The sequence below is a fragment of the Pseudomonas sp. RIT288 genome (assembly GCF_000631985.1).
GTDB lineage: Bacteria > Pseudomonadota > Gammaproteobacteria > Pseudomonadales > Pseudomonadaceae > Aquipseudomonas.
In genome coordinates, this window is record NZ_JFYN01000003.1 from 37,265 (window position 1) to 57,611 (window position 20,347).

The 20,347-nt window shown below is 63.4% G+C and carries 8 protein-coding genes; 5 read left to right on the forward strand and 3 right to left on the reverse strand.

Annotated elements, in window-relative coordinates:
- The 3 genes from BW33_RS04835 to mnmH all read left to right on the forward strand — a co-directional run bounded on the left by BW33_RS04835 (position 1) and on the right by mnmH (position 12,926).
- The gene (locus BW33_RS04835) at positions 1–10,524 is read left to right on the forward strand and encodes an autotransporter-associated beta strand repeat-containing protein (RefSeq protein WP_047597401.1); all 10,524 of its coding nucleotides are present in this window, start codon (positions 1–3) and stop codon (positions 10,522–10,524) included.
- 264 nt (positions 10,525–10,788) lie between these two features.
- Positions 10,789–11,823, forward strand: a complete 1,035-nt coding sequence (selD, locus tag BW33_RS04840) for a selenide, water dikinase SelD (RefSeq protein WP_047597403.1) — start codon at positions 10,789–10,791, stop codon at positions 11,821–11,823.
- The gene (mnmH, locus tag BW33_RS04845; protein ID WP_047597404.1) at positions 11,823–12,926 is read left to right on the forward strand and encodes a tRNA 2-selenouridine(34) synthase MnmH; all 1,104 of its coding nucleotides are present in this window, start codon (positions 11,823–11,825) and stop codon (positions 12,924–12,926) included. The genes selD and mnmH overlap by 1 nt, the downstream gene beginning before the upstream one ends.
- Positions 12,927–13,035: 109 nt before the next feature.
- On the opposite strand, the gene BW33_RS04850 is transcribed toward mnmH, so the two are convergent.
- Positions 13,036–13,710 carry a hypothetical protein gene (locus BW33_RS04850; RefSeq protein ID WP_047597405.1) on the reverse strand — a complete coding sequence of 225 codons (675 nt, stop codon included), beginning with the start codon at positions 13,708–13,710 and terminating at the stop codon, positions 13,036–13,038.
- Positions 13,711–14,004: 294 nt separating this feature from the next.
- Between BW33_RS04850 and BW33_RS04855 the strand changes: the two genes are divergently transcribed.
- A complete protein-coding gene (locus BW33_RS04855) occupies positions 14,005–14,703 on the forward strand; it encodes a glutathione binding-like protein (protein WP_047597406.1) in 699 nt (232 codons plus the stop codon).
- Between the two features lie 240 nt (positions 14,704–14,943).
- Complete coding sequence (gene hemB / locus BW33_RS04860; RefSeq protein WP_047597407.1) at positions 14,944–15,918, forward strand: porphobilinogen synthase; 975 nt, start codon at positions 14,944–14,946, stop codon at positions 15,916–15,918.
- A gap of 121 nt (positions 15,919–16,039) precedes the next feature.
- Here hemB and BW33_RS04865 read toward each other — a convergent pair whose 3' ends face one another.
- A complete protein-coding gene (locus BW33_RS04865; RefSeq protein WP_047597408.1) occupies positions 16,040–17,575 on the reverse strand; it encodes an FAD-dependent oxidoreductase in 1,536 nt (511 codons plus the stop codon).
- Between the two features lie 434 nt (positions 17,576–18,009).
- Positions 18,010–20,214 (reverse strand): TonB-dependent receptor, encoded by a 2,205-nt coding sequence (locus BW33_RS04870; protein ID WP_047597409.1) that lies wholly within the window; start codon positions 20,212–20,214, stop codon positions 18,010–18,012.
- Between the last annotated feature and the right edge of the window lie 133 nt (positions 20,215–20,347).

Genomic DNA, 20,347 nt, shown 5'->3' on the forward strand with positions numbered 1-20,347 from the left:
GTGGAAGCAAGGTTTGGTGTCGCCCTCGTTTCGCGTTTTTCCCCACTTTCCCTTGCTGTGCACCTGAGCGTCGCCGGACTGCTGTTCGGTGGGGTCAGCGCACCTGCACTGGCCACATGCTCCACGGCGGGTTCCACCGTGACCTGTACCGGTGTGCCGAGTCTGCCGCTGTTTCTCAACAGTTTTTCCAGTGCCACCAACGGCCTGACGGTCAACGTCAACTCCGGGGCGCAGATGAACGCGACGCTCGGCGGCCATGTGATGGACCTGACCGGGGTCAACATCAGCCTGAACAACTCTGGCACCCTTGATCCGGCGCTGCTGGGGCTGGTGTCGGTGTTGAGCGGCGGCGCCTTCATCGGCACCGGCGCGACGAGTACGGTCAGCGTGCTCAACAACGCCAGCGGGATCATCCGTGGTACCGGCATGTTGCTCGGGCTCAACCTGACCAGCCTCGACGGTCTGGGTATCGCGGTGAACAACGCCGCAGCGGGCACCACCAGCATCACCAACAACGGCACCATCACTTCGACCGGGCTCTCGATCGGCGGTATCACCCTGGCCGATACTCCGGTGGTCGGCGTGTACGGCGGCTCGCAGGTCAACATGACCAACAGCAGCACCGGCGTGATCAACGGACGCATCGCCTTCGAGACCTCGGCGGCGGGCAACACCTTCACCAACGCCGGTGCGATCACCGGCGGCGTGTCGATGGGCGCGAGCAGCACCAACACCTTTACGGCGGTAACCGGCTCCAGTGTCAACGTGGGTGACGGCGTACAGATCAGTGTGGGGCTCGGCGGGCTGATCGGCATCAACCTGACCTTCGCCCCGACCGGCACCGTCGACGGCGGCGCGGGTGGCACCAACAGCCTGATCCTGCAGAACCCGATCGGCGTCGGCGGCGGCACCACCGGGGTCGGCACGGCGTCGAGCGCCACTTACGTCAACTTCAACAACCTGACCATCAACAGCGGGACCTGGACCCTGCAGGGGCCACTGGTCAGCGGCGCGACCACGCTCAATGGCGGTGTCGCCCAGTTCAACAACAACGCCACGTTCGGCAGCGGGGTGCTCACCTCCAACGGCGGGATCCTCCAGGCCAGCAACGCCGGTCTGAACATCAGCAACCTGATCTCCCTCGGCGCTGGTGGCGTGACGGTGCAAGGCACCAACGCCACGACCCTGAGCGGGGTGATTTCCGGCAGCGGTGGCCTGACCAAAATCGGTGCCGGGCAACTGAGCCTCAGCGCCGCCAACACCTACCTGGGCAACACCACGCTCAATGGCGGCACGGTGCAGATCAGCAACAATCAGGCATTCAGCACCGGCACCCTCAACGTCACTGGCGCGACGACCCTGAGCGCGCCGGGCACGATCAGCCTGGCCAACGCCATCAGCCTCGGTGGCACTTTGACGGCCGGCGGCACCGGCGCGCTGACCCTCGGCGGCCTGATCAGCGGCAGCAGCGGCCTGACCAAGACCGGCACCGGCAGCCTGACCCTCAGTGGCGCCAACAGCGGTTACACCGGCACCACCACCCTGAGCGCCGGCAGCCTGCTGGTGACCAACAACAACTCACTGGGCAGCGGTGCGCTGAACACCGCCGCTGGCACCAGCCTCGACAGCACCGCCAACGTGTCGCTGGCCAACAACATCGCGATGACCGGCAACCTCAATGTGCTCGGCAGCAACGCGCTGACCCTGGGCGGCGTATTGTCCGGCACCGGCGGTATCACCAAGACCGGTACCGCCAGCCTGACCCTGACGGGCAACAACACCAACGCCGGCAACACGCTACTGAACGCCGGCAGCCTGTTCGTCGGCAGCAACACCGCGCTGGGGACTGGCGCGTTGAACGCAGCAGCCGGCACCACGCTGGATGCGACCACCGCAGTGACCCTGGCCAACGCTGTCGCGCTGGCGGCGGATCTGACCATTGGCGGCACCCAGGCACTGGGCCTGAGCGGCGTCGTCAGCGGCGCCGGCAACCTGATCAAGAATGGCACGGCCAACCTGAGCCTCAGCGGCAACAACACTTTCTCCGGCGGCACTGCGCTGAATGCCGGTACGCTGATTGTCGGCAGCAACACCGCGCTGGGCACTGGCGCATTGACCACGGCAGCAGGTACCACCCTCGATGCCAGCACAGCGGTGGCGCTGACCAACGCGGTCAGCCTCGGCGGCAACCTGAACATCGGCGGCAGCGCCAACCTGACCCTCGGCGGCATCGTCAGCGGCAGCGGCGGTCTGACCAAAAACGGCGCGGCCAATCTGATTCTCAATGGCGCCAACACCTTCCTCGGTGCTGTCGCGTTGAACGCCGGCACCATTACTGCGGGTGCGAATGCGGCGCTCGGCAGCGGCAACATCACCGTCGGCGGCGTGGCGACTCTGGACAGCAATGCGGCGGTGACGCTGAACAACAACGTCATTCTCAATAACAGTCTGGGGATTGGCGGCAGCAACGCGCTGACCCTCGGTGGCGTGATCAGCGGCACCAGCCAACTGGTGAAAAACGGCGCCGCCAATCTCACCCTCAACGGCACCAATACCTACAGCGGCGGCACCACGTTGAATGCCGGCAGCCTGACCGTCGGCAACGGCGCGGCACTGGGCACCGGCGCCTTGTCGGTGGAAGGTGCGGGCACGCTCAACGGCAGCTCCGCCGTGACCCTGAACAACAACGTGATCCTCAATGCCAACCTCACCACCGGCGGCGCCAACGCGCTGACCCTCGGCGGGGTGATCAGCGGCAGCAATGGCCTGATCAAGACCGGGGCATCGAGCCTGACCCTGACCGGCAACAACACCTACACCGGCACCACGGCGCTGAACGCCGGTTCGCTGGTGGTCGGCTCCAACACCGCACTCGGCACCGGCACACTCAACGCGTCGAATGGCACCTCGCTGGATGCCAGCACCGCCGCGACCCTGGCCAACAACGTCAACCTCGCCGGCACCCTGACGGTCGGCGGCAGCAATGCGCTGACTCTCGGCGGCGTGGTCGCCGGTATCGGTGGGCTGACCAAGAACGGCGCGGCCGACCTGACCCTCAATGGCGCCAACACCTATTTCGGCAACACTGCACTGAACACCGGCAAGCTGATTGTCGGCAGCAACACCGCGCTGGGCGTCGGTACGCTGAACGCGGCAGCCAACACCACGCTCGACGCCAACACCGCCGTCAGCCTGAACAACGCAGTGGGCCTGGCCGGTGCCTTGAATGTCGGCGGCACGGCAGATCTGACTTTGACCGGTCTGGTCAGCGGCGCTGGAAGTCTGGTGAAAAGCGGCGCGGCCAACCTGATTCTCAATGCGGCCAACAACTACCTCGGCGGTACCACGCTGAATGCCGGTACGCTGACCGTCGGCAACAGTTCGGCGCTGGGTTCCGGCGCACTGACCGTCGCTGGCGCTGCCACACTGGACAGCAACTCGCCGCTGGTCAGCCTCAACAACGATGTCACTCTCAACGCTGGATTGACCGTCGGCGGCACGCAGAACCTGACCCTCGGTGGCGTGACCAGCGGCACAGGCCAACTGATCAAGGACGGTGCGGCCAACCTGACACTCAACGGCAACAACACTTTCAGCGGCGGCACCACCCTCAACGCCGGCACCTTGACCCTGGGCAATGCCAATGGTCTGGGCAGTGGCGGCTTGACCGTCGGCGGCGCAGCGACCCTCGACAACAGCGCCTCGTTCGGCATCGGCAACGCGATCACCCTCAACGCCGGGCTGACGGTGGCCGGTAACAACGACCTGAGCCTTAACGGCATCATCGACGGCGCCGGCAGCCTGACCAAAAACGGTTTGTCGGACCTGACTCTGGCCGGCAACAACACCTTTACCGGCGCCGTGAACATTGTCTCCGGCAGCGTCACCACCCTCAACAGCAACGCGCTGGGCAACACTTCCGGCGTCAACATCAGTGCCGGTGCCGGCCTGAATCTCGGTAGCGATGCCAGCCTCGGCGCGCTGACCGGCAGCGGCAGTGTGCAACTGACTGGCAGCAACACGTTGACCGTCGGTGGCGGTAACGTCACCAGCACCTTTGATGGTGATCTCAGCGGCAGCGGCGGCCTGACCAAAGTCGGTACCGGCACCTTGAACCTCACTGGCATCAACGGCATTACCGGCAATACCGCGATCGATGGCGGTATCGTGAACCTGAGCGGTTCGCTGGCGAGCACGCAGGTTAACGTCAACACCGGCGGCACCCTGACCGGTACCGGCTCGGCGCTCGGCGCGGTGAACATCAACAGTGGCGGGCATCTGGCGCTGTCGTCGGGCAATACCCTGTCGGCGGGTGCGCTGACCCTGGGTGCCGGCAGCAACGTGGATGTGGCGCTGGGGACTCCGTCGACCAGTTCGCTGATGAACATCGGCGGCAACCTGACCCTTGACGGCAATCTCAACGTCAGCGATGCCGGTGGTTTCGGCGTCGGTGTGTATCGTCTGTTCAACTACACCGGGGCCCTGACCAATCTGGGCCTTGATGTCGCCAGCGTGCCGGTCGGTTACGCCCTCGGCGATCTGGTGGTACAGACCGGTGTGGCCAATCAGATCAACATTCAAGTGTCGGCACCGAACAGCAACATCCGTTACTGGGACGGCAGCCAGACCATCGCCAACGGCGTGGTCGATGGCGGCAGCGGCACGTGGAACGCGGTCGGCACCAACTGGACCGATGCCAACGGTCTGGTCAACCAGTCATGGGCCGGTGACTTCGCGGTGTTCCAGGGCGCCGCCGGCACTGTCTCGGTGAACGGCACGCAAGCGTTCACCGGCATGCAATTCCTTACCGATGGTTACAACCTGGTCAACGGCGGAGCAGGGCAACTGACCGCCGTCAACGGCACTGGCGGTACCACAGCGCTGCGGGTTGATCCGGGCGTCACTGCGACCATCGGCGTGAATATCGATGGTAGTGGCATCCTCAACAAACTGGACGCCGGTACCCTGGTGCTCAACGGCGCCAACACCTACAGCGGCGGCACGCAGCTGGACGGCGGCAAAATCATCGTCGGCAGCAACACCGCGCTCGGTACCGGTACGCTGACGGCGAATGCCGGCACGCAGCTGGACAGCAACGCGGCGGTGACACTGGCCAACGCGGCAACACTCAACGGCAACCTCACCGTGGTCGGCAGCAATGCGCTGACGCTTAACGGCGTCATTGGCGGCACTGGTGGCCTGATCAAAACCGGCGCGGCGAACCTGACTCTCGGCGGCAACAACGCCTTCCTCGGCCCGGTAGCGCTGAATGCCGGCGGGCTGATTCTGGCGTCGAACTCGGCGCTGGGTTCCGGCACGTTGAACGCGGCGGGCGGCACCACGCTGGATGCGAGCACGGCGGTTTCGGTGAACAACGCGGTGAATCTGGCCGGCAATCTCGGCATTAGCGGCACGGCGGATCTGACGCTGGCCGGTACGGTCAACGGCGCCGGCAGCCTGAGCAAAAACGGCGCAGCCAACCTGACGTTGAGCGGCAACAACAACTTCCTCGGTGGCACCACCCTGAACGCCGGCACCCTGACCGCCGGCAGCAACTCGGCGCTGGGCCTGGGCAACCTGACCGTGGCGGGTGCCTCGGCGCTGGACAGCAACAGTGCGCTGAGCCTGGGCAACAACGTGGTGCTCAACGCCAACTTGAGCAACGCCGGCAGCAACAACCTGACCCTCGCTGGCGTGGTCAGTGGCGCGGGCGGGTTGATCAAGAACGGCGCCTCGAACCTGACGCTCAACGGCATCAATACTTACACCGGTGGCACCACACTGAATGCCGGTACGCTGACCCTCGGCACTGGCGGCTCGCTGGGCAGCGGCGCGCTGACTGTGGCCGGCGCTTCGACCCTCGACAACTCCGCGCCTCTGGTGCTGGCCAACAACCTCAACGTCAACGCGAATCTGGCTCTGGCCGGTAACAACAACCTGACCCTCGGCGGTGTGATCGCCGGCGCCGGCACCCTGACCAAGAATGGTCTGGCCGACCTCACATTGAGTGGCAACAACACCTTCAGCGGCACTTTCGATGTGCTGTCCGGCAGCCTGACCACCCTGAGCGGCACGGCATTGGGCAACAACGCCACGGTCAACCTCGCGGGCGGCGCGGCGCTGAATCTCGGTGCTTCGGGTAGCCTCGCCAGCCTGACCGGCAGCGGTACCGCGCTGGTCGGCACCGGCAACACCCTGAGCCTGGGTGGCAACAACGTCAGCAGCACCTTCGCCGGCATCCTCAGCGGTGACGGCGGGCTGACCAAGCTCGGCTCGGGTGCGCTGACCCTCAGCGGCATCAGCGATCTGACCGGCGATACCAACGTCAACGCCGGCACCTTGCAGGTCAACGGCTCGCTGGCCAGCGGCAACGTGCTGGTCAACAGCGGCGGCACCCTTGGTGGCAGCGGCACCTTGACCGGTGCGGTGACGGTGGCCGATGGCGGGCATCTGGCCGGTGTCACCGGCAGCACCCTGTCGGTGAACTCGCTGGTGCTCAACGGCAATTCCAACTTCGATGTCGGCCTCGGCGCGCCGGTCTCCGGTGGTGGTAACGCACTGGTGAATGTCGGCGGCAACCTGACCCTCGACGGCACCCTCAACGTCAGCGATATCGGTGGTTTTGGCAGCGGCGTGTATCGCCTGATCAACTACACCGGCGGCCTGACTGACAACGGCGTGCTGATCGGCACGCTGCCGGGCAGCGTCACTCCGGGCGATCTGACCCTGCAAACCGCGCTGGCCAACCAGATCAACCTGCTGGTCACCGCACCGGGTGTCACCGTGCAGTTCTGGGACGGCAACCAGCTGGTGGCCAACGGATCGGTCGATGGCGGCAGCGGTACCTGGGGCACCGGCACCACCAACTGGACCGACGTCAACGGCACCACCAATCAGGCCTGGACCAACAACTTCGCGGTGTTCCAGGGCACGGCGGGCACGATCACTGTCAATGGCGCACAAACCATCACCGGCATGCAGTTCGTCACCGATGGCTACAGTCTGGTGAACGGCACGGCGGGTTCGCTGAATCTGGTCAACGGTTCGCTGGGCAATGCCTCGGTGCGCGTTGATCCGAACGCCACCGCGACCGTCGGTGTTGCACTCAATGGCAGCGGCACCCTCGGCAAATACGACAGCGGTACGTTGGTGCTCAACGCCGCCAACGGTTACACCGGCGGCACCGCGCTCAATGGCGGCAAGATTGTTGTCGGCAATAACGCGGCGCTCGGCACTGGCGTGTTGACCGCTGCGGACGGCACCGCACTGGACAGCAACACGGCTGTGACTCTGGGCAACGATGTGGTGGTGAACGGTGGCCTGACTGTCGCTGGCAGCAACGCCTTGACCCTCGACGGTGTAGTCAGTGGGACGGGCAGCCTGATCAAGTCTGGCGCTTCGAGCCTGACCCTCAACGGCAGCAACACCTACAGCGGTGGTACGCAGCTCGCTGGCGGCACACTGGTGCTGGGCAATAACAGCGCGATCAGCAGCGGTGCATTGAGCGTGAGCGGCAACGCCAGCCTCGACAGCAGCTCGGCGCTGCAACTGGCCAACGCGATCAATCTGGGGTCGCAATTGACCCTGGCCGGCAACCAGAACACCACGCTGCTCGGCGCCATCACGGGCACCGGCAGTCTGGTGAAAAACGGCAGCGGTGACCTCGTGCTGAGTGGCGCCAATACTTACAGCGGTGGTACCACGCTGAACGGCGGCAGCACCACGGGTGACACCAGCAGCCTGCAAGGTGCGATCGTCAACAACGCGACGCTGACCTTCGAACAAAACGCCGACGGCAGCTACACCGGCAACCTGACGGGCGCCGGCACGCTGAACAAAACCGGCACCGGTCAATTGCTCCTGACCGGCAACAACACCTTCACCGGCGACACCTCGGTGCAGGCCGGCAACCTGATCGTCAACGGCGTGTTCAACAGCGCCAATGTCAACGTCGCCAGCGGCGCGAAAGTCGGCGGCAGCGGGCAACTGGGCGGCAACGTGCAACTGGCCAGCGGTGCAACGCTGACCGGTGGCGGCACGGCCACGCCGTTGTCGGTTGGTTCGCTGGCACTGTCCTCGGGGACCAATCTGGACTTCAGCCTCGGCTCGGCCGCCAGCTCCACCACGGTGGTCAATGTCGCCGGCAACCTGACCCTCGACGGTACGCTGAATGTCAGCAACGCCGGCGGCTTCGGCACCGGGGTCTATCAACTGTTCCGTTACGGTGGCAGCCTGACCGACAACGGTTTGGTCTACGGCAGCCTGCCGGTATCGGCGGCCAACCTGACCCTGCAAACCGCGATCGCCAATCAGGTCAACCTGCTGGTGCAGGGCAGTCCGGGTGAAGTGCAGTTCTGGAACGGTGGCACCACCAATCCGGACGGCAGCATCGGCGGCGGCAGTGGCGTGTGGGGCCCGGGCACCAACTGGACCGATCCGAGCGGCACTCAGGCACTGGCGTCCAATGGTCAGTTCGCGGTGTTCGGCGGCCAGGCCGGTACCGTCACTGTGCAGGGCAATCAGAACTTCACCGGCCTGCAGTTCCTCGCCGGGGGTTACAGTCTGGTTCCGGGAGCTGGCGGTACGCTGACGCCGGTCAACGGTGCCGACGGCAGTCTGGCGCCGGTGCGGGTCAATGCCGGGGCGAGTGCGGAAATTTCCGTACCGCTGGTGGGGACGGGTGGTATCGAGAAACTCGACTCCGGCACGTTGGTGCTCAGTGGCGCCAACACCTACAGCGGCGGCACCACCGTCAGTGGCGGTACGCTGATCGGTAACACCACGAGCCTGCAAGGCAACATCACCGACAACGCCACACTGGTGTTCCAGCAGAATGCCAATGGCCAGTTCAACGGCATCCTCAGCGGACTCGGGGCGATGGCCAAACGCGGCGCCGGCACGTTGTTGCTGACCGGCAATCAGCCGTTCAGCGGCACGGTCTCTGTTGATCAGGGCGTGCTGCAAGTCGGCAGTCGTGCGGCCCGGGCTTCGTTGGGCGCACAAGTCACCGTCGCCAATGGCGCAGGCCTGAGCGGTAATGGCAGCGTCGGTTCGGTGGTCAACCACGGTGTGGTGGCTTCCGGTGGTGCTGACGGTACTTTGAGCGTGGCCGGCAACCTGACCAACGGCAGTGATGGTGTGCTGGCGCTGACGGTCAGCTCGCCAACCGCCACACCGCTGGCGGTTGGTGGCACGGCAGCTCTGGGTGGCGGTCTGGTGGTCAACAGCCTGGCGCCGTTCACCGGCAATACCACTTACTCGCTGATCACCGCGGGCGGTGGTGTGACCGGCACCTTCAGTGCCGCCGATCTGCCGCAGTACGCCTTCCTTAACAGCTCGCTGATCTACAGTGCCGATTCGGTGAACTTGGCCGTGAGCCGTAACGGCAACTCGTTCGCCGACGTCGCTGCCACGGCCAACCAGCGCGGCACCGCCACGGCACTGACGAACAACGGAGCGGCCGGCGCGGCGTTGCAGAACCAGATCGTCAATCTCAGCGTGGCCGGTGCACGCAATGCGTTCGACAGCCTCTCCGGGGAAATCCACGCCAGCACCGCCAGCGCCATGCTTGAGGATTCGCGCTTCATCCGTGAGGCGGTCAATGACCGTATGCGCCAGCCATCGTGCAGCGCTGCGAATGATCCCCGCAGAACCCTGGCACCGAGCGACACGCAACTGAGCAGCAACGGCTGCCATGGGGAAATGGTCGGCTGGATCCGGGCCATCGGCGCCTGGGGCGACATGGGCGGCGACAGCAACACGGCGAAGGTCGATCGCAACCTCGGCGGTTTCATGCTCGGCACCGACAAGGCGCTGGATGACACCTGGCGTGCCGGGATGGCGGCCGGCTACACCCGCAGCAACCTCAATGCGCATGATCGCAACTCGGATGCCAAGGTCGACAGCTACCACTTGGCCGGTTATCTGAACTCGCAATTCGATGCACTGGCCGTGCGCCTCGGCGCGGCTTACAGCTGGCACAGCATCGAAACCAAACGCGATGTCAGCGTCGGTTCTTACAACGATCGCCTGAAGGCCGATTACGACGCGCGCAGTGCGCAGGTGTTCGGTGAAGTGGGTTACGCGATCAACGCGGCAGGCGTTGCCATCGAACCGTTCGCCGGGCTTGCCTACGTCAACTACGACAGCGACACCGGCAAGGAAAAAGGTGGAGTGGGGCGCCTGAAGGCCGACGCCGATCAGGACATCACCTACTCGACCCTCGGTGTGCGCATCGGCAAGTTGGTGACCCTGGCCAACGGCAGCCAACTGACGCCACGCGCGGCCATCGGCTGGCGGCATGCCTTCGGCGACACCAAACCTGACGCCGACCTGACCTTCATCGACGGCGGCGCCTCGTTCAGCACCCAGGGTGTGCCGATCGCCAAGGACAGCGCATTGCTCGAAGCCGGCATCGACTTTCAGGTCACCCCGACCGGCAAGCTGGGCATCGGCTACTCGGGCCAGGTGTCGAGCGACAACAACGACAGCGCGTTCAACATCAGCTTCAGTCAAAGCTTCTGAATCATGGTCGAAGTACTTCAGCCGCCCGAAAGGGCGGTTTTTTTTGGCCGGCAGAATAGAGCGGCTTTATAGGTCCGGCGATGAAGTGGCGGTGACCGCTCGATAGCTTTCGCGAGCAGGCTCACTCCCACATTTGCTCTCTGTCACCCACCGACTGTGTGTGCACTGGAGATCCCGTGTGGGAGCGAGCCTGACATTCAGCGCAAAAATATGCCGGCACGCGCTCTGCTAGAATCCGCCCCATCAACTGCCAGAGACTCTCCCATGAGCGAGCCGATTCGCCTGACCCAATACAGCCACGGAGCCGGTTGTGGCTGCAAGATTTCCCCGCAGGTGCTGGAAGTGATTCTGGCCGGCAGCGGTGCGCAGAACCTTGACCCGAAACTGTGGGTCGGCAATGCGTCGCGTGATGACGCGGCGGTGTACGAGATCGATGCCGAGCGCGGTGTGGTGTCGACCACGGACTTCTTCATGCCGATTGTCGACGACCCGTTCGATTTTGGCCGGATCGCCGCGACCAATGCAATCAGCGACATCTATGCGATGGGCGGCGATCCGCTGATGGCGATTGCGATCCTTGGCTGGCCGGTGAATGTGCTGGCGCCGGAAGTGGCGCGGGAAGTGATTCGCGGCGGGCGTGCGGTGTGTGACGCGGCGGGTATTCCGCTGGCCGGCGGGCATTCGATCGATGCGCCGGAGCCGATCTTCGGCCTGGCCGTGACCGGTCTGGTGGAAAAGCGCCACATGAAGCGCAACGACACCGCCACCGCCGGTTGCCTGCTGTATCTGACCAAGCCGTTGGGCATCGGCATCCTCACCACCGCCGAGAAAAAGGGCAAATTGCGCCCCGGCGATGTCGGTGTGGCCCGCGACTGGATGTGCACCCTGAACAAACCCGGCAGCCGTTTCGGCAAACTGGCCGGCGTCACTGCGATGACCGACGTCACCGGTTTCGGCCTGCTCGGGCATCTGGTGGAAATGGCCGACGGCAGCCGCCTGACCGCACGCATCGCCTATGATCGCGTGCCGCGTCTGGACAGCGTCGAGTATTACCTCGATCAGGGCTGTGTGCCCGGCGGTACGCTGCGCAACTTCGACAGCTATTCGAGCAAGGTTGGCCGCGTGCAGGAGCTGCACAAGCGTGTGCTATGTGACCCGCAAACCAGTGGTGGTCTGTTGATTGCGGTGACGCCGCAAGGCAATGAAGAATTCCTTGCCGTCGCCGCTGAACTGGGCCTGGACCTGGCGCCGATCGGCGAGCTGGTTGAGCGACAGACCCACGCAGTCGAGGTGATCTGATGTCACGCGACTGCACCGATTACCGCGACATTTTTCTCAACGACCGGCCGATGATGGATGCCCGCGCGCCGATCGAGTTTGCCCACGGCGCATTTCCCGGCGTGGTCAACTTGCCGCTGATGAATGACCGCGAGCGCGAGCAGGTGGGCACCTGCTACAAGCAGCATGGGCAACAAGCCGCCATCGCCTTGGGTGAGCGGCTGGTGTCTGCCGAAGTGCGGGAGCAGCGCATTCAGGGCTGGGTCGAGTTTGCCCGGGCACACCCCGACGGCTACCTGTATTGCTTTCGCGGCGGCTTGCGTTCGCAGATCGTCCAGCAATGGATCAAGGAAGAGGGCGGGATCGATTACCCGCGGGTCGGCGGTGGCTACAAGGCCATGCGTACGTTCCTGCTGGAGACGATCGATCAGGCCGTGGCCGAGTGCGATCTGGTGCTGCTGGGCGGGATGACCGGCACTGGCAAGACCGAACTGCTGGTGCAGTTGCGCAATGGTCTGGATCTGGAAGGCCACGCCAATCATCGGGGATCGAGTTTCGGCAAACGCGCCACCGGGCAACCGACCAACATCGATTTTGAGAACCGTCTGGCCGTTGATCTGCTGAAAAAGCGCGCCGGCGGGATCCAGCAGTTTGTGCTTGAGGACGAGAGCCGGGTAGTCGGCAGTTGTGCTTTGCCATTGCCACTGTACCGAGGCATGCAAGTGGCGCCGATGGTCTGGCTCGAAGACAGTCTGGAGCAGCGGGTCGAGCGGATCCTGCAGGATTATGTGATCAACCTGCACGCCGAGTTTATCGCCGTGCATGGCGAGCAGGGCTTTGCGCTGTATGCCGAGCGGTTGATTGCGAGTTTGAACAATATCCAGCGCCGGCTGGGCGGCGAGCGCCATCAGCGGATGTTCCTGCAGATGGAAGAGGCCCTGGCCGAGCAGGCGCGCAGCGGATCAGTCGAGCAGTTCCGTGACTGGATCAGCGTGTTGCTGCGCGAGTATTACGACCCGATGTATGCATTCCAGCGTGAGAAAAAGGGCGGGCGGATCGAGTTTGCCGGGGAGCGCGGGGCGGTGCTTGAGTACCTGCGTGAGCGGGTGAATCAGCGGGTTTGAGGGTGTTCTTGCGGGCCTCTTCGCGAGCAGGCTCACTCCTACAGGGGAATGCGTTCCAATTGTAGGCGTGAGCCTGCTCGCGATGGCGGCCTCAAAAACACCATCAGCCTCAAGTCGGACACGTCACCTTGCCGTTATCCAGACCCTGCTTGTAGCTGTGGCTCTGCAGGCTGGCCTTGCCGTTGTGCCAGGTCAGGGTCAGCACGTACAGCGAATCGAAATCGCCTGACGCCCAGTCATCGGTGATGGTCTGCTTCTCGCCGACCGCTTTGCCGGCAACCTTGTTGATCAGCTCCGGCAGATAACCGTGCGACCAGGCGGTGTAGATCGTCGCGTTGTGGTACTTGTCCTCGGTCAGTTCGCGCGCCAGGTCACTGGTGTCGTTGGCGGAAAACTCGATGTTCACCGGCAGGCCGAGCTTGATCGCCGCGGGGCTGATGGTCATCAACGGACGGATGTAGCTGTAAGAGTTATCCAGTTCGCCTTCCTCGACACTGCGCGTCGGATTGGCGGCGAACACGTAGTCGGCCTTGCCGAATTTTTCCGGCAGCAGCGTCGACAGGTCGATGGCGCGATTCAGACCCTGACAATTGAGCTGGCCGAGACCGCCCTCGGGCTTTTCCGCATGGCGCAGGAAGACCAGCGTCTGCGTGCCATCCACCGGTTGCGCGCGAATCTGGCTCGACTCCAGCGACAGGAACAATGCACTGACCGCCAGCAGCGAAGGCAGGGCCACGTAGGCGCGATGTTTGAAACGTTTGGCGAAACTCATGAGGTTCGTCATTGAATATAGGTTCTTCAGCAAATTCGGTTGGGGCTGACCAACCCTTACACCACGGGCTCCCAGCACCGGGTGTTGTCCATGTCGTGTGTCGCGCTTCCTTTGCGAAAGGCATAGCTCAGAGTCCTCTGAGGCCGGTTTGGTTCATGAACATTACCCGCAGGATGTTACGGTTCGTGTAGGAGCTGCCGCAGGCTGCGATCTTTTGATCTGGCTTCTAAAACCAAATCAAAAGATCGCAGCCTGCGGCAGCTCCTACATTATGATCAGCGCTTCTCATGTGACTGGATGTTTCCAATGACCGATCTGTCCGCGTTCCAAATTACCCAGAAATGGCCGGCGCAGTACCCCGACTGGATTCAGCTCTATTCCCTGGCAACCCCCAACGGTGTCAAGGTCTCGATCATGCTCGAAGAGATCGGCCTGCCCTACGAGCCGCACCGCGTGGGCTTCGACACCCAGGATCAGTTGTCTCCCGAGTTCCTGTCGTTGAACCCCAATAACAAAATCCCGGCGATCCTTGACCCCCACGGCCCGCAAGACCAGCCTCTGCCGCTGTTCGAGTCCGGCGCGATCCTGATCTATCTCGCCGACAAAAGCGGCCAGTTGCTGGCGCAGGAAGGCGCGCTGCGTTACGAGACGATCCAGTGGCTGATGTTCCAGATGGGCGGTATCGGCCCGATGTTCGGCCAGCTCGGGTTCTTCAACAAATTCGCCGGCAAGGACTACGAGGACAAGCGTCCGCGTGATCGCTATGTCGAGGAGAGCAGACGCCTGCTCAACGTGCTCGACAAACGTCTGGAAGGTCGCGACTGGATCATGGGCGAACGCTACACCATCGCCGACATCGCCACGTTCCCGTGGGTGCGCAACCTGATCGGGTTCTATGAGGCGGGGGATCTGGTCGGGATCAACAATTTCCCCAACGTGACGCGGGTACTGGAGCGCTTTCTGGCGCGCCCGGCTGTCGTTCGAGGCCTGACCATTCCCTCGTAATCAACACAAATCCCCTGTAGGAGCTGCCGCAGGCTGCGATCTTTTGATCTTGATTTTTACAAGAAAGATCAAAAGATCGCAGCCTGCGGCAGCTCCTACAGGGGAATGTGGATTGTCTGACGGATTATTGCGCAACCGGTAATGCACTCTTGATTGATCCAGGTTTGTACCTGCGCCCGGCGAAGGCATAAGCTTCGCCCCCTACGACTTTCGTCTCATCTGCCGTTTTCAGGAAGCACCATGTCCAGCCAGTTCCCCGAAGCACGTCCCCGCCGTCTGCGCCGCAATGCGAGCCTGCGCAGTCTGTTCCAGGAAACCGAGTTCAGCCTGAATGATCTGGTGCTGCCGATTTTCGTCGAAGAAGAGATCGACGACTTCGTGCCGATCAAGAGCATGCCCGGGGTGATGCGCATCCCCGAGCGCAAGCTGGCCAGTGAAATCGAGCGTTATGCCCGTGCCGGGATCAAGTCGGTGATGACCTTTGGCGTGTCCCATCATCTGGACGCCAACGGCAGCGACACCTGGCGCGAAAACGGCCTGGTCTCGCGCATGTCGCGGATTGCCAAGGACGCGGTGCCGGAAATGATCGTGATGTCCGACACCTGCTTCTGCGAATACACCGATCACGGCCACTGCGGCGTGATGCACAACCACGAAGTCGACAACGACCAGACCCTGATCAACCTCGGCAAGCAAGCCGTGGCGGCGGCGCGTGCCGGCGCTGATGTGATCGCGCCGTCGGCGGCGATGGACGGCCAGGTACGGGCGATCCGCCAGGCGCTGGACGCCGCCGGTTTCACCCAGATTCCGATCATGGCCTACTCGACCAAATTCGCCTCGGCGCTGTACGGCCCGTTCCGCGAGGCCGGTGGCAGTGCGCTGAAGGGGGATCGCAAAAGCTATCAGATGAACCCGATGAACCGCCGTGAAGCCCTGCGCGAATCGCTGCTCGACGAACAGGAAGGCGCCGATGCGCTGATGGTCAAACCGGCCGGCGCGTACCTCGACATCATCCGCGACATTCGTGAAGCCTCGAACCTGCCGCTGTCGGCGTACCAGGTCAGCGGCGAATACGCGATGATCAAGTTCGGCGCGCAGGCCGGTGCAATCGACGAGGATCGCGTGGTGCGCGAAAGCCTGGGCGCGATCAAGCGCGCGGGGGCGGATCTGATCTTCACCTACTTTGCGATGGATCTGGCGCTCGCCGGGATCTAACCCCCACCGCATAACCCTTGTAGGCGTGAGCCTGCTCGCGATAGCGGTGTATCAGTCACAACGTTTTTGACTGACACATCGCTATCGCGAGCAGGCTCACTCCTACAGTTTTTGTACTGTGTCAGGGGCAGTTGAAGTAGGGCCGGATCCCGTGATCGCGGAAGTAGCGCTCGATTACCTTCGGATCCGCACTGTTATCGGCAATCGCCACATACGTATCCGGGCGCAGCAGATAAAACCCGTTGCGCGCCAACCCCGCCGTGTCAAACGCCGGTCGCCAGTCGAACACGTGCAGCGGCAGATGGTGTTCGTTGCACCAGGCGATCATTTCGTCGCTGGTGTCGCCGTACACATGCACCTGCCAGCAAGGCTGCCTTAGCGGTTCGTAGTTATCTCCCTCACCATCGTGGGCCCACGGCAAGCGGTCGCCGCCGTGGACATGGCCGGCCGTGCCCTGGCTCAGCGGCATGCCGCGATAGTTGAGGGTGACTTGCGAAACCGTGCGAAAGAGGAATTCGCGGCTGGCCTCGAACGTGGCCATTTTCGGGATCAGAAACGGGGCCAGACGCGTGCGCAGCAGATCGGCGATGCGCCCTTCGGCGGTGACGAAAGAGAACACCTTGTCGGTGGTCGACACCAATCGGCGAGCGAAGGCGATGCGCTCGGTTTCGTAAGTGTCGAGCAGCTTCGCCGTGGCGCTGCCGTTGAGCACGGCGGCGAGTTTCCACGCCAGATTGATCGCATCGCCGATGCCGGTGTTCATGCCCTGGCCGCCGGCAGGGCTGTGCACGTGCGCGGCGTCGCCAAGCAGAAACGCCCGACCGCTGCGAAAGTGCTCGGCCACGCGGTGATGCACGCGGTAAGTGGAGAACCAGTTGACCTCGTCGATGTGCACTTTCAGGTGCTCGATGGCGCGGCTGCTGACGTCGGCAAACTGCAGGGTTTCGGCGCGGTCGGCACGTTCGTCGCGCACCGTGCCGATCAGTCGGGCGCGGCCTTCACCGGCCAGCGGGAACACCGCGAGAAAATCTGCTTCGTCCAGATCCAGATGCAGCTCGCCATTCAGTGCCGGGCCGCTGGCCTGCACATCCGCGACGTAGAAAACCTGCTGATAGGTGCCGCCCGGGAAACCGGTATCGAGGGTTTTGCGCACCACCGAACGCGCGCCATCGCAGCCTGCCAGAAAGCACGCCTGACAGATTTCCTGGCGACCATCGGCCAAGCGCAGATGCGCGCTGAGGCCATCACCGGTTTCTTCGAAACTCTCGAGTTCGGTGTTGCGCTCAACCGTCACGCCATAGTCTTCGAGGCGTTCGAGCAGCAACCGTTCGTGCTGATCCTGGGGAAAGATTTCGATGAACGAGTAGGGCGTCAGACCTTCGCCGATGCGCTGCAGCGGCAACTGCGCGAGCGGTTTGCCCTTGACCCAGAAATTCGCCGCCGCGACCTTGTGACCGTTGCGCACCACGGTGTCGGCCAGGTCCAACTGGCGATACAACTCCAGGGTGCGCGCCTGCACCGCCAGCGCCCGCGAGGTGGTGCCGGGCGCGGAGGTCTTGTCGATGATGCGCACGCGCACGCCCAGTTTGCTCAGCCACAGGGCCAGCACCAGACCGGTCGGGCCGGCACCGATGATCAGTACGTCGCTGCGGTTCATGGGCCTGTCCTCCGTTGGCTCTAGAGCAAGTATGGATCAGATGGAAAGGGTAGCCAGCGCCGGCCCCTTCGCGAGCAGGCTCGCTCCCACAGTCGAACGCATTGCAATGTGGGAGCAGGCTCGCTCTCACAGTCGAACGCATTGCAATGTGGGAGCAGGCTCGCTCTTACAGTCGAACGCATTGCAATGTGGGAGCGAGCCTGCTCGCGAAAAGGCCTTTTCAGGCACCCAAAAACCAAAAAGGCCCCACAGCGGTGAAGCGGCGGGGCCTTTTTCATTTTTGGCTGAGATTCTGTGGCGAGGGAGCTTGCTCCCGCTGGGCTGCGCAGCAGTCCGCTTTGCTCAAAGCAGCGGGGGCCGCTTCGCGACCCAGCGGGACGGTGCGACGATTCGCACAAGCTCCCTCGCCACAGGTGTGCGTGTTCAACGGCGATTTAGAAATCGATCGTGCCGGACAGCTTCGCCACCCGTGGCTCACCCTGGGTCAGATAGCCACCCTGAGCCGATTCCCAATACTTCTTGTTGGCCAGGTTTTCGACGCCCAGACGCAACGTCACGTCTTTCTGCGAAACCTTGAAGGCGTAACGCGCACCGGCGTCGAAGCGGTTCCAGGTCGGCAGGCTGAGGTTGTTGGCCGCGTCGGCATACTGGCCGCCGGTGCGCAGCATCCGCGCATTCAGCGCCACGCCTTGCAGGCCCGGTACATCCCAATCGGCGCCAGCGTTGAACTGGAAGCTCGGCACGCCGATGGCGCGGTTGCCGTCGTTGGCGCCGTTCTGGGTGTTGCGCAGCTCGGTGTCCATCAGGGTCAGGCCGCTGATCAGGCGCAGGCCGTTGATCGGCTCGCCGAACACATTCATCTCTACGCCTTTGTTGATCTGCTCGCCTTCTCGCACGTAGGTGCAGGTGGTGGCGCTGTTGATTTCGCAGTAACCGTCGCTCGGCTGCTCGATGCGATAGACGCCCAGGCTCGCGCCATAAGTGCCCATGTCGACTTTGACCCCGGCCTCGGTCTGCTTGGAGCGGGCCGGTGCGTAGACTTCGTTGCCGTTGGTCACGCGCAAGCCGCCGGTGCTGGTCGGCGAGGTCGGCCCCTGGGCCAGGCCTTCGATGTGGTTGGCATAGAACGACACATGCTCCCACGGCTTGAACACGATGCCGTAGACCGGCGTGGTGATCGATTCGTCGTAGCTCGACTTGCGGCTGCCGCTGCCGTAACTGGCGTAGTTATAGCCTTGCACCACCAGTTGCTGACGACGCAGGCCGGCGGTGATCAGCAGCCGATCATCGAAGAAACCGAGGGTGTCGGAGAGCGCGAGACTGCGGTTGAAGGTCTTGCCGACGATGCCCGGATCGTTGACGTCGCCGCCGGAAAAATTGCCGACCGGCGACGGGGGCTGCACCGGGTGGTAGATGTTGTTGGCGTACTTGGTCAGGTCGAAATCATAGGCGCTGCGCTGCTCGGCCCACAGACCGCTGAGGCCGAAGTTGAGCTTGTGGCTGACCGCGCCGGTGTTGAACTTGCCGTTGAGGCCAGCCATCAGGCTGGTGTTGTCCTCGTCGTGGGGGATGAACGAGCCGGTGGTGTACGAGGCACCGTTGTTGCCCACCAGCGTGGTCGAGTTGTAGCGGCCGACTTCGCGGGTGTGCTTGGCGCCGCCAGCGACGTAGGCGGTCCAGTTGTCGTTCAGGTCGTACTCGGCGCGGAGCATGCCGAAGGTGTCTTCGATGTCGGTGTAACCCCACTTCGGCGCGTAGTTGGTGTCGGCCGACGGCGCGTCCGGAATGTGCGTGGTGGTGCCGAGGTTGACCGAGTTGCGGCCACCGTTGACGCGTTCTTTCTGGTAGGCGAAGTCGCCGGAGATACGCAGCGCGTCACCACGGTAATCGAGGCCGATGCTGAACAGTTTCGAGCGCTGGTTTTCGTGGTCGATGCCGGTGTCGCCTTCGCGCTGGGACAGGTTGATCCGCGCGCCGAAGCGGTTGTCTTCGCCAAAACGCTGGCCGATATCGAAGTGCTGGCCGATGCGGCCTTCGCTGTTGATGTCGGTGGTGTAGCGGCGCAGCGGCTCGTCGCCGGCACGTTTGGGTTGCAGGTTGACGCCGCCACCGATGCCGGAGCCGGTCGGGGTTACGCCGTTGATGAAAGCGTTGGGGCCTTTGAACACTTCCACGCGCTCCAGGGCGTCAGTGGAAATGATCTGCCGCGGCAGCACGCCGTACAGGCCGTTATAGGAAATGTCATCGCCGTTGAGTGGCAGGCCGCGGATCATGAACACCTGCGCCTGGTTGGAGAAACCCGAAGCCTGACGCACCGAGGCATCGTTGAGCAGGACGTCGGCAACGTTTTCCGCTTGCTGGTCCTGAATCAGCTGTTCGGTGTACGACGCGGCGCTGAACGGCACGTCCATCATGTCCTGATTGCCCAACACACCGAGCTGACCGCCACGGGCGACCTGACCACCGGCGTAGGCCGGGGGCAGGGCGCTGGGCGTCGGGGCTTGGGCATTGATGTTGACGTCTTCCAGCACCAGCGCTTTGTTATCGCCGTCGGCGGCGTGAGCGGTGACAGTCAGGGAGCACAGCAGGGCGAGAAGCGTCGGGCGAAACGGGACGGCGAGTCGAGCTGAAGCGGGCATGTCGATACCTGGAGGCGCACGGCCGGTGAGAAAATTTGAACGGCGCGGGGAACTCCTTGCGCAAATACGACTCCAGGCGCAAATGATAGGAGTTCGCAGTAACGTTTTGCAATCAGTTTATCTTGGTGAATTT

Coding starts and splice junctions, on each gene's coding strand:
- selD (WP_047597403.1), top strand. CDS start 10,789: ATGAGCGAGCCGATTCGCCTGACCCAATACAGCCACGGAGCCGGTTGT.
- mnmH (WP_047597404.1), top strand. CDS start 11,823: ATGTCACGCGACTGCACCGATTACCGCGACATTTTTCTCAACGACCGG.
- BW33_RS04850 (WP_047597405.1), bottom strand. CDS start 13,710: ATGACGAACCTCATGAGTTTCGCCAAACGTTTCAAACATCGCGCCTAC.
- BW33_RS04855 (WP_047597406.1), top strand. CDS start 14,005: ATGACCGATCTGTCCGCGTTCCAAATTACCCAGAAATGGCCGGCGCAG.
- hemB (WP_047597407.1), top strand. CDS start 14,944: ATGTCCAGCCAGTTCCCCGAAGCACGTCCCCGCCGTCTGCGCCGCAAT.
- BW33_RS04865 (WP_047597408.1), bottom strand. CDS start 17,575: ATGAACCGCAGCGACGTACTGATCATCGGTGCCGGCCCGACCGGTCTG.
- BW33_RS04870 (WP_047597409.1), bottom strand. CDS start 20,214: ATGCCCGCTTCAGCTCGACTCGCCGTCCCGTTTCGCCCGACGCTTCTC.